6 protein-coding genes and 2 pseudogenes are annotated in these 12249 nt (G+C 46.6%); 1 reads left to right on the top strand and 7 read right to left on the bottom strand.

Annotation, left to right across the window (positions count from 1 at the left end):
- Window positions 1-25: 25 nt before the first annotated feature.
- The 5 genes and pseudogenes from B3K91_RS03610 to B3K91_RS03630 all read right to left on the bottom strand — a co-directional run bounded on the left by B3K91_RS03610 (window position 26) and on the right by B3K91_RS03630 (window position 4948).
- Window positions 26-814, bottom strand: coding sequence for a DUF3307 domain-containing protein (locus B3K91_RS03610; RefSeq protein WP_292590318.1), 789 nt, complete (start codon window positions 812-814; stop codon window positions 26-28).
- Window positions 815-942: 128 nt separating this feature from the next.
- Complete coding sequence (locus B3K91_RS03615) at window positions 943-1566, bottom strand: SatD family protein (RefSeq protein ID WP_292590319.1); 624 nt, start codon at window positions 1564-1566, stop codon at window positions 943-945.
- Between the two features lie 325 nt (window positions 1567-1891).
- Entirely contained in the window at window positions 1892-3169 is a 1278-nt protein-coding gene (locus B3K91_RS03620) for a hypothetical protein (RefSeq protein WP_214061350.1), read from the bottom strand.
- Window positions 3170-3686: 517 nt separating this feature from the next.
- On the bottom strand, window positions 3687-4115 hold the full coding sequence (locus B3K91_RS03625) for an HD-GYP domain-containing protein (protein WP_349680388.1): 429 nt from the start codon (window positions 4113-4115) through the stop codon (window positions 3687-3689).
- Between the two features lie 21 nt (window positions 4116-4136).
- A pseudogene (locus B3K91_RS03630) lies at window positions 4137-4948 on the bottom strand (MASE3 domain-containing protein).
- A gap of 440 nt (window positions 4949-5388) precedes the next feature.
- On the opposite strand from B3K91_RS03630, the gene B3K91_RS03635 reads away from it, so the two are divergent.
- The gene (locus B3K91_RS03635) at window positions 5389-6732 is read left to right on the top strand and encodes an APC family permease (protein ID WP_214061383.1); all 1344 of its coding nucleotides are present in this window, start codon (window positions 5389-5391) and stop codon (window positions 6730-6732) included.
- 88 nt (window positions 6733-6820) lie between these two features.
- Here the strand turns inward: B3K91_RS03635 and B3K91_RS03640 are convergent, their stop codons facing one another.
- Window positions 6821-11713, bottom strand: coding sequence for a right-handed parallel beta-helix repeat-containing protein (locus B3K91_RS03640; RefSeq protein WP_292594011.1), 4893 nt, complete (start codon window positions 11711-11713; stop codon window positions 6821-6823).
- 404 nt (window positions 11714-12117) lie between these two features.
- A pseudogene (locus B3K91_RS13585) lies at window positions 12118-12249 on the bottom strand (pirin-like C-terminal cupin domain-containing protein); the annotation flags it as partial.

The following is a 12249-nucleotide window of genomic DNA, read 5'->3' on the forward strand; positions in this document are numbered from 1 at the left end:
CTGACCTCAGGCTCTTCCCAACCCTTCAAAGAACCTTCAAGATCATCCCGCCAACCATTGCAATCATCACGCTCGCCAGTGTCCCGATTAGATAGTATTCTGCAAAGTCTTTGTTCTCGAAATTCTTAAATCTGGCCAGCGATTTGGCGGCTATTACAATGGTTATAGAGGCAACATTTCCCGTGAGATAAAGTGTAAGAATGAGAAGTCTTTCGAAGATCCCGATCACCTTTCCGGTCTTCACATTATCGAGAACGGAGCTGTCTCCTGCTATTCTCTGAAGATAGTCCGGTACATTCTTGTAGATGAGATCGAAGAGCTTTCTTATGAATACCGCACCGGCAAAGAGTACGTACAAATAGACAATTGTTATCAACAGAATTCTTTGAACCGGAAGCGAGGATAGGTTTAGCCCCGTATGTATGGAGAACCAGCCAATGAAGCTCGAGAAGCTCCTTGAAACGGTGAAGCTGGAAATCGGCAAGAGGAAAGAAATGAGCACTAGATGCAAGAATTGGTCAACAAGGAGCATAACAAACTTCGTTGCCGGACCTCTCCGACTCTCGATCTGAGCTTTGAACACATCTATCAGTATATGAAAGAGGGAAAGCACAAGGCAGTACATGAGCACATCGGTCAGCTTGAAGGGGAGCATAAGAACCAGAAGAGTCACAAACACAACGCACCAGTGTTTCAGGAATCCCTTCATCTGAACATTATTCTTTTCGTTTGCCATTGCGTCTGTCTGAAACAAGAAATCGGCAAGTACATGCGCCAGAACCGAAAGCGCTAGAGGTATCACTAATCGTGTCATGGTAGCCTCCGTTAATATCCCAGTAAATGCGCGTTTGTCGTGAAATATACTTATGATAAGGTCCTAAAGACTTATTTAGCGTAAATAAGGTTATATAGACTAATTTTACAAATATAAGGCTGAATAAACTAATTTCCAAGCGACAAATCGATCAACTTTGCCAACCCCATTTCGGCAGCTCTTACCACATTCCAGCTGGCCTTTTCACAGTGTTCCTGAACCGTCGGGGCTGTCACTCCCAGAGCCTTAGCCGCCTTTTCGTAAGTCCCCTCGGCTTCATATACATGAACGGCTTCCCACTGCTTTTCAGTCCAACTCCTCTCAACAGTTTCAAGCAAAGATAAAGAGGTGTTCATGGCAATTGACAGTAACTCGTTATCATAAACGAAGAAAGTGTTGGAAATCTTACTTTGCTTCGCACTATCAAGCGCCGTTCTCGCATCGAAGAAGACTCTGCCGCTTAAATCCCAAGAAGAACCGGCCTCCTCAAGCTCCTTCTTATCGATTTCGCCTATGCTTAACCCAATTCTTAGCCTGAAGGGTCGCACAATGTATCTCAACCTTCGAACAAGTATCGGTAGGGCCCCCAGCTCAGACAATACACCCTGAATCTCATCTCCTCTAGATATGGCGAATGGCTTTGCGAGATACTCCGAACCAAAACCCTCGATCGAATTCCGAATACTCTCCACCGGAATCTCTTGCTTCCTTGATTGGATGATATCGGCGGTAATTATCGCATAAAGACCCATACAGCTCACACTCCGTAAACAGCAGAGGCACTCCAAACTGATTGTAGCACAGATCCTGGTGAGACCATAAAGTGACGACAAACAGAATGCCACTCTAGTCTTTACGAGATACCCACTTATCGATGTGGAGATCAATACGACATCCTAGATAAATGGATCGGCTATTCAGAAGTCTTTGAAGGCTTGTTACTCAATACGAAAACTGTTGATGGAAATTCTAGGGAAAGCCCGTTGAAGAAAACGGGAAAACTCCCGAATATGCTGCATCTTCAGCAAATAGAAGGAGTAATGCGTCTGATGCAGAAATTCAATGGCTACTAGTCAGCTAATTAACTACTTCAAATAGCCAAAGATCTTTCTCTCTCTTTTCTGCACTGCCCTCTTGATAGGACATGGAATACCCTGCGAATATGATCCTGTTCCCTTCAATATAGGCTGAATTGACGACATCATCCCCGGAACCGCCGAAAGATAGAGTATCTATTATCCCTCCTTGAGAATCCAGTTTCATGATCCAAGCATCATTCATGCCGGAATTTTCTTTGACATCGATGTCGTTAGAAGTTGTCTGTCCAGCTACAATCAAGTCCCCATCATCTGTAAGAACTATGCAACGCGCAACGTCCGTGAAACTCCCGCCGTAGTTCTTGCTCCACAGTTCATTACCATCATCATCGACCGAAATAACCCAGAAATCTCTTCCACCAAGTCCATTCGAAAACAGTGATACCCCGGCGTCCTGTGAACCAATGGCTATGGCACCGCCATCACTCTCTGCAACAATATCGAAGCCATCCTCAAACCACTGACCTCCGAACTGATCAAACCATTCGACTTCCCCAGCAGCCGAGATCTTCAAGATCGACATCTGGTTGTCCACGTAGTTGCAGCTTATTCCACAATCTCTGTAAGCAAAGTAGCCGACTGCATAAATTGACCCGTCCTCTCCCAGGTAAAGTTTTTGCGCGCAATCTTCAGATCTGTAAGCGCCAACTACCCATTGAGACACCATATTGCCTTCACTATCCAGTTCCACTATCCAGAAGTCTTCTCCCCAATCATAGCCAGAGACATCTCCGTCCGCAGATCTTGTGTATCCTGCAACTACAATGTTTCCTGAAGGTTTCTCAAGTACATCGTATGCATGATCCTGTCCGCTGCCCCCAAGTGTTCTCTCCCAGATGAGTTCGCCTTCTGTTGAAAGCCTGATCACCCAGAAATCACCAATACCGTTGTTATTAGTCACATCTCCGTCTGCGGATTCCGTCAGACCTGCCAACAAGTATCCCCCGTCAGCAGTTAAGGCTATTGCCTCAGCAATATCTCTCTTACTTCCACCAAAGGTTTTCCACCACTGAAGATTCAAGTCACTGTCAAGTTTCACTATAAGGAAGTCTTCCTGACCGTGTGAAGAAACAACTGTCCCAAAAGAAGAGTCTGTGTGCCCTGAAATCGCAACGCTTCCATCATCGAGAATCTTAACGTCGCTTGCCTCGTCGTTGCCGCTTCCACCAAGAACAAGAGACTTTACTACATTTAGCCTTGCCCCCAGAAAAACCGTAATAAGAATTAGAAATACAGTTACTGACATTCTTCTCATCATCTATTCCTCCATCTCATCATCAACAACTTCTGCATCCCTTTCCGAATAATCCTAGGATCAATAGTTGTTCATATTCGTTTCATTATATTTGATTAGGTGCTGTGAAGTATCTAAGAGAGGTTACTAATATGACCGAGATAAATAATCGTGATGTCAAAAACGGGAAGTTGCGCGGTTGCATCTGAAATTCCCGGAATACTCGTTCTCATGAGAGCCTTCGCTGAATCGAAAAGCTTACTACAATGAAAGACCAATCGGGACTTTTATAGCCGAAAGTGTAAATGGCCTGTGAGACAGACCTTACCACCTCGAATTAGCGAGATCTTGATTCCGTTCCTTAAACCTATCGAATTGTGTGCGGCCAGAGTTCCATGAAGGATGTTGTGCTTCTGAGAGACTGAATATCAACATGAAAACAGATACTTTATGATCCAGATCGAAATCCTCATTATCCGATGCAGTTCACAACGTCCACAGTTCCAAGGAAGAGAGCTTCTTGCAGTTTGAAATCTGATATCTAGTCTGGCAAGAAACCCGAACTGAATAGCTCAAGACAGCCTTTGACGACTTCTTCATCATACTTCGTGCCAACTCCTGATTTAATCTCTTCCAGGGCCATCTCAAGTCCCAGTGCGGGTCTGTAAGGACGATGGGAGCTTACTGCCTCGACAACATCTGCAACTGCAAGAATTCTCGCTCCAAGCATTATTTCACCGTCTTTCAGACCTCTCGGATAACCGGACCCATCGACTCTCTCGTGATGCTGCCTGACTATTTCTGCAACGGGCAGACCGAAATGGATCTCCTTCAGGATTTTGTAGCCTTCGTCGGGATGATTCTTGATCAACGCCCATTCAATCTCGTTAAGCCTTCCGGGTTTGTTGAGTATATCTGCAGGTATGAACAGCTTCCCGATGCCGTGGAGCCTGGAGGCTAACGAAAGCACATTTCGGTCATCCTGTGAAAGTCACATCTTTCTTGCTTTCTCTTCTGCCAGTATGGCAACCCTCTTCTGGTGACCTGCTGTGTATGGATCCTTTATTTCAGTCGTCTCGCTCATAATTGCAATAAGCTCTTCCTGGGTCTTGCTGATTCTATTGTAAAGGCTGTCGATCGGCTCGCGAATGGACCTGTAGACTATCCCCTGCAAGATAACGAAATAAGATATCACTCTGAAAACATGGCCAAGCATGTTAGAAAAACCGTACACGTCGGTATAGGTCGTAAAAACTATCTCACCGGCAGCGGTCATAAGAAGAGCCAGAAAGTAGTACTTTTTGTACGGGACAACGTCTGGAGAAACGCTTCGAAAAAGAAGATAGATGCTCAATAATATGATTCCGATTACTACATATTCTATCGAAATCTTGAATGAAGTGAGACCTATTCCCATAATGAAACATTCAGGAAAGTATCCAAGGGAGATCGTCGTCTTTCCAAGGGCTCCTGCAATAATGAACCCTGCAAAATAGCCAATGTTGAGATTTCGTTTCTTGGGCAGAACCAGCGCCAACGCCAGACCGGAAGCCTCTATCAACCGACCCAGAATCCAGAACTGTGTCGGCTGATTTGCCGTCCAGGAAGAAAAGACACCCATCCCGGCAACGAGATTGTGTGAAGAACATCCAGGACCATTACTACGCTGTAGAGATATCCCATTCTCAGCACGAGAACATTCTTTCCTTTGGAAATGAATGCCATTGATACCAGGACTCCGGCGATCAAAATCGCCGTAATTTCGATAAACGAGTGGAAAAGAAGAAAATTCAAACGCGACACTGCTCACGAGGCCAAAGCGATCAATATCCACACGGAAACAGTAATTGTCTTAGATATAACTTTACCACCAACGAAAAGGAGTTCTCTCAAGTATAATCCCTATCAAGCATGACAGCAAAAGTCCTTTCAATACGAGCTTGTGCAATACAGTGCCAACGGATCCTCCTGCCAGACGAAGATTCACCACTTACCAACAATACCAGTAATAGCGACTTCCCGAAGCATCTCTAAATACTACACACAATATAAGGAATCATCTCAGCATATGACGACCAAAGTAGCAGAACCTGTGGAAAGGCAAGAAATCCCGGCCTAAAGAGAGTCGAAACTGAGATCGCCTTTCAGCAAAGGATAGACACAATGTATAATAAAAGATGCACCATGAAAGGCATTCAGAGTTGAGCGAAAGTTCTTGGTCGGTGCTCGGAAAGGTGGAATAGATGAAGAAGACTATGAAGTTCTGGGATCTGGTCGCACTGGAAGTGGGGATGACAATCGGGGCAGGAATATTCATCTACATGCCGATCGCTTCTCAGAGTGCGGGGGTGGGAACAATACTTGCATTCGTCGTTGCCTTTGCTCCCATGGCAATTATCATGATAAACGTCATGTTGCTCGGATCGACACTTCCCACGACAGGCGGAACTTTCAAGTACGGTGCTTTCCTCTTTTCACCCAAAGTCGCATTTCTCGGTCTCTGGGCCTATCTCTTCGGTGCATTTGTCGGCCTGTTTCCGTTGAACGCGCTTGCGCTGGCATCATATATGAAGGGTATCTGGGATGGGATCGCTCTTGTGCCTGTAGCTCTGATTATTCTCACCTTCTTCTATGTAGTCAACCTTATGGGTCTTAAAATGGCTTCGCGAGTGGAAATTCTAGCTGTAGCTCTACTTTTTATTGCTATCACAATTTACACTGTGCCGGGCATTGGCAGAATCGAAGCGAGCAACCTCGAAGGCGTTTTCTCGAAAGGGATCGGTTCGATAATATACGCTTCGGCGCTATTGACTTTTACTTACGCGGGCTCTAATGCCGTGATAGAGCTGGGTGGGGAAGTGGAAAACCCCAGGAGAAATCTCCCGCTTTCGGTGGTTTTTTCTCTCTCAGTTGTCTTGGTCTGCTATCTCCTGATGGCAATCGTCTCGTTTGGAGTAGGAGAAGATGTAATGACTAATGGCACTCTTAACGACGTTGCTTCGAATTACCTCAGCGGATTTCTTTTCTATGTCTTCACATTCGGCGGCCCGATACTCGCAATTGCTACAACGATTAACGCGACATACATGTGGGGGACTAGATCTTTGCTCGCACTTTGTAAACTCCGAGTATTCCCCTCAAAACTCGGACTGGTCAACAAGAGAGGAACACCATGGGTTTTGCTGACGATTATTTGGCTTCTCTCTTCAATTATGCTGATTTCAGTTGGCGAATCCGGCCTAAACCTATTCGCAGCCTTCGCTTCAATAGGCGGAATAGCAGTAATCGTCCCAACGATGTTTGCAGTCTTCAGACTGAAGAATGATCCAAGGCTCAAAGAGAGAGCTCCCGCAATAGTTAATAAGAAATGGTTTACCCTAATCCCGGTTTTCGGGGCCGTGTTTTCAATAGTGATATTGCTCATTCTTCTTTATCAGGTCGGGACAGATTTCAGTGCTTCATTCTTCTTGTTCTTCATAGTATGGGAGATCATTGGCATAATTTACTTTGCCTTCAGATTGAGACACCTCAATCGTGTGAAAGACAATCCTTTCGGCAGAGACGACTTATCGGCATTCGACGACTGAGTAGTCTACGAAACTTATCGACTGAAGGACACGGCCAATGCCATCCTTCCTGCATTGATTGCGTTTCGAACACATACTGTGGCGTGGTTCAGTTCACACAGTATCTCAATGTATCCATGATTCTCTCGAGAATCGGTTCATTCTGGCTCCAAAAGCCCATCTTAGCTGCAAATCCAATCGATAGACAGTACCCGTCTTCACCGGGCTGATAGACATGTGAGTAGATTGTTCTCTCAACGTCCCATTGGGGCGCCGTAAGTTCTATCCAGATTCCCGGCTCTCCGGCTATTACCCTTTCGAATTCTTCAACGACTTCCATGCTGAGTCTTGTTTCCTCTTCTTCCTTCTCGAGAAACTCCGGTTTAACTCTTGCGATGACAAAGAAGATATTCTCCGATCCGGGTTCAGCATCAAACCATCTGCTTACTGGCTTCGAGTTCTCATCGCCCTCCAGTTCAAGTCTGTAGCGCTCCGAATCATCGAACCAGGCCGAAGGCACCTCGTAGCACAGTCCGTCCGAAGCAACTTCTATCCATTCTGTCTGAACGGTCTCTTGAACGACTTCTTGATCATTCTCAGCAGGAGCTTCCTCACTCTCGATTTCGTCCTCAAGCTCGTCCTTTCCAATCCATGGATCGAATGATACATTGTCGCTAACGGGATTTCCCGTTCCCCGGTTATTGAGGGAAGGATGATGCGGTCCGGATATGTCGCCCCACCAGCAATCTACAGCAACTACCTCGACCTGACTATCGTTTCTTACACCATAGATGGTGTTCTCTTCGAAGATACAGTCAGCGAAAGAAATAGGAACGGTCTGCGAGGAGGAGATCCCTACTCCAGTTGAATTTCCAGAGAACGAAGACTCAAGAACTTCTAAGAATCCAGTGCAGTCGCTTAGATGAAGACCATCGCCGGCAGTCCTTGAGACCGACACATTCTTGGCGATCAATGATCCAGAACCTGTCTTGAAAAGACCTGCCTTGTCCCCGTAACCGGCAAACATAACGATAGCCCACTCAAGCTCCGCGCTCCCTTCTTCCTGTATGTAGATACCTCTCCACCAACCTGGTTCAGGAAGAGAATCATCGCCGTCACGATTAGAATCTCCTCCAAATGAGTCATCCCGCCAGTCGGTGAAAACGATCGGCGCATACTCAGTCCCTGCGGCCTTTAAGCCACCGGAAACCCGTAATCCCCTATAGGCAGCAAACTTCAAAACTGTTCCAGATTTGATTTCCAATATTGCGTTCTTAGAAATGGTTAACTCCCCAGACACGTAGAATGAGTACTCACTGCTCAGGCCGAATACTACGTCGGAGGTTATCATTCCTCCATCTACAAATACATCGGTTCCGTTTTCTTCGAATCTTGCCAACCGGTCGTCGAAAGAGACATTAACTGCCAGCCGTACCCCAGTCCCGTTACTTATGAATGAATTGTTCGAGAGTTCAAGACTTAAATACCCGGCGAGAAGCTTTAGCGCGTCTCCTGTGACATTATGGATAGTAGAATTGGTTAGTGTGAAAGATCCTGATCCGCTACGAACGATCCCGCTCTGGGAGTACCCTATGGTAATCCAATCTAGTTTGGCCTTTCCTGACTCCCTTATGTTCACTGAATTCCACCAGCCTCTATCCGGCGCTGTGGCTTCGGCATCTCTATTCGTATCTCCGCCTACAGAATCATCTCTGAGATCGGTTATATGAACAGGCGATTGCTCAGTTCCTATAGCGATAAATTCGCCATCAACTGTTATAGAAGTATTTTGGGCCACTTTGACAACTGTGCCGGCCAGTATTTCCAGTCTTGCGTCTCTGGAAATAGAAGTGCTTCCGCTCAAGAACAGGGCGGTATGCTCAGGAACTCTCCAGACTATTTCTCCACTTATGGTTCCCGCATCTACGTGAATATCCCGGTTGTTTTCGGCAAAGTGTGTCCTCCCATCTATAGACAGCGAGCTGTTCGCAACGGCCCTTATGCCAATATCGTTGGATTCGAAGAAAGATCCCTCGATAACCACTCCATCTGTCCGGTAGTTAATTCCTGCTCCCGAGTTATGAGAGAAGGTAGATTCTCTAACCATAACCCCGCCGGCTGCATTGTCAACTCTGAAACCGTCTCCTGCAATGTGCTCAACAAGTGTATGCGACATTGCGACGTGTCCCGAACTATTCTTCAAGACTCCAGCCTTATCTCCATACCCCGCGTATCTGATCACGCACATCTCGAAGTCTGCTTTCCCATCTGTCATAATACTGATCGATCTCCACCAGCCGGAAGCCGGAACCGTCTCCTCGCCGTCTCTATTTGCATCTCCGCCAACTGAGTCATCCCTAAGATCGGTGAGGTAGATAGGCAGATTCTCTTTGCCCGTCGCTTCTAGAACTCCGTAAACGATAATTCTGTTATTCTGCCTGAACTTAATGACAGAACCGGAATGAATACTAAGTAAAGCCCCAGCTGCGATATTCACGTCTCCCGTAACTATCATAGAATAATTGCTGCTTGATCCCCAGGCTACTGCTCCGTTAACAGTCCCGCCGTCGAGGTAAATGTCGACCGCATTCCCTTCGAAGGATGTTGTCTGATCGACAAAAGAAGAACCTATACCTATTCGCACTCCATTCGTATTGCTCACATACCGGTTGTCGAAATGCTCGAATGAAGAGTATCCTGCCGCTATACGGAGTCCGTCCCCAGAAGTATTAGCTATGACCGAATTCGATACCGAAAGAGCACCTGTCCCACTCTTAACTATCGTTCCACCATCGGTTCTACCGCCATAGGAGATTCTGCACCAATCGAAGTAAGCAGAACCGTCGTTGCGGATACTTATAGATCTCCACCAGCCGGCCTCCGGTGGTGATTCTGCTCCAGGTATTTCACCGCCAACAGTGTTGTCTCGAAGATCGGTGAAAAAGATGGGTGATTCCTCGGTCCCTAAAGCAATGAGCTTTCCATCGACAGCAAACATAGAGTTCTGCGCTATTTTGATAACAGTTTCCGGCTTCACTGTGAGGCTCGCTCCGGCAGCAATAGTCACGCTACCATTCATCAGAATCGATATATATCCCGGAGTCGCCCACACTACATCTCCCGAGACTGTACCGGGATCAATCTGTACGGCAATACTATTTTCATCAAAATACGTTACTTCGTCCACCTCAATCGAACTGCCAGCAAGAAGTCTTATTCCAATGGCATTAGAAACAATAGCTAAAGCTTCCGTCTTAACTCCGTCGGTCTTGTAATACAATCCTGAACCTGAATTGTGAGACAATGTCGAGTATCTCACTTCGGTGCCGCCAGCTGCATTGTCAACTCTCAGTCCGTCACCCGCAACATCATGTATGGTACTGTACAAAATTGAAAGGGCTCCGGTGCTGTTCTTGATTACTCCGGCTCTATCACTAGCTCCCAGATAACCAATGACACAGTAATGGAAACTCGCGCTGCCCTCGTTCAGAAGACTTATACTCCGCCACCAACCAATCTCCGGCGAAGTCTCATCGCCATCCCCGTTGGCATCTCCGCCGACTAAATCGTTTCGAAAGTCGGTCAAGTTTATGGGAGCGTCTTCTCTACCCTTTGCTTCAAGGTGACCGTATACTAGAATCCTGTTGTTCTGCCTCATCTTAATCACGGTTCCGGCTTTGAGCTCCAATGTGGCGCCTGCAGCGATGGTTATATCTCCATTGGTAACCATAGAGTAATCGCTGTTGGCTCCCCACACAACATTCGTGTTTATTGTGCCTCCGTCAAGGTGGATATCAAGATCATTACCTTCAAATCGCGAAGTGAGATCTGAGAAAGATGAGTTTATCCCCAGCCGCAGACCAACTGAGTTGTGCCCGAAATAGTTGTTCGAAGACTCAAATAGAGAGTACCCGGCAGCTACTCTTAGTCCATCTCCGGCGCTGTTAATAATCGTTGAATTCGATATTCTTAGAAAACTACTGCCGCTCTTAAGAAGAGTAGCTCCATCTGATCTTCCCCCGTAGGCCAGAGTGCACCACTCAAAAACGGCTGAGCCCTCGTTCAGAATATTGATCGACCTCCACCCACCATTCTCGGGAAGAGTCTCGTTCCCGTCACCGTTTGCATCTCCACCCACGGAGTCGTCACGCAGATCAGTGAAAAAGATCTGCCGACTCTCTTCTCCTCTCGCCTGAAGTTCACCGTAGACCAAGATCCTGTTGTTTTGCCTGAACTTGATAACAGTTCCCGGAGCTATCTCAAGAGAAGCCCCGACACCCACCGTCACATCCCCGGTAACCGTCATGGAATAATCGCCGCCGGCTCCCCACCTTACATTCGCGCCGATAGTTCCTCCGTCAAGATGGATGTCTACTTCGTTTGAAACGAAATCTGAAGTCTGGTCAAAGAAGGATGAGTTTATCCCGACCCTGACTCCATTCGTGTTATACATGAATAGGTTGTTCAGGCTTTCAAAAAAAGAGTACCCCGAAGATATTCTGAGACCATCGCCTCGGACTCTTCGGATGATTGAGTTAGTTAGTCTCAAAGACCCCGATCCCGCCTTGAGAATTCCAGCTCCCGTTGAAGCACCTGCAAAGGAAATTTCACACCATTCAAGAAAGGCAGAACCCTCATTACGAATGTTGATAGATCGCCACCATCCAGGTACCTGAGCAGTTCCGGTGAAGACAATCGGGTTCTCCTTATTGCCGACAGCCCTCAGAGTTCCGTCAACAATGAAGTCCTGATTCTGGACGATGAAAATCTCTACCCCCGGTTCGACTGTAAGAATCACATTAGGTGAAACGGTGATAGTAGACCTTACCAAGTACGGACTTCGATCCCTCGTCCAAACAGTATCTTCGGCAACGGTTCCTGACACTTCTGTGGGAGGTTTGTACCCATCAACAGGTGTCTCTGAGTTCAGGGCAAAAAGCACCCCTGACGAAAGTAGAAGGATTATCAGCAGCGAAGTTTTAACAAGGCAAAACGCTTTCATAAAGCACCTCCAGAGTATTCCGGGCTTTGCCGCCAGTACTACTCGGAGATTGGCCCGATCACGCGCCAAAGCCTTCGTATGAACTGATTATACATATGTGCGGAGCGAATACTTAGCAGATTGAATAGTACTCTCTTGATTTAAGTAACAATCTGGAAGGAAGGTATGGACGGACAAATGTTTGGTTAGTATGGCTTTCCACGAGGCAAATTCGGTGAAGAGACCTGTTTCGCGACTAGGTTCAGTCCATTGTGATCGTTCAATAATCCCTTATGAACTCACATTACGACTGGCCAGCATCAACGCTCAGAATTCTTGCTTATTGGAGGGCAGGATATCTCTTCTACAATCATTTAGGTCAAACACTTGCCTTCATAATTACTCTATAGATGGTCGAGCAGGTCTCATCCATGCTTCACAAAGGTGTTCTTGCTCAGTTCCCGGAAGGCAACATCCAGTTTTTCCCTGGTGTTCATGACTATGGGACCTCCCTATGTAACAGGCTCTTTAAGAGGTTTCCCTGAAAACAGCAGGAA

Source organism: Mesotoga sp. UBA5847 (assembly GCF_002432735.1).
Lineage (GTDB): Bacteria > Thermotogota > Thermotogae > Petrotogales > Kosmotogaceae > Mesotoga.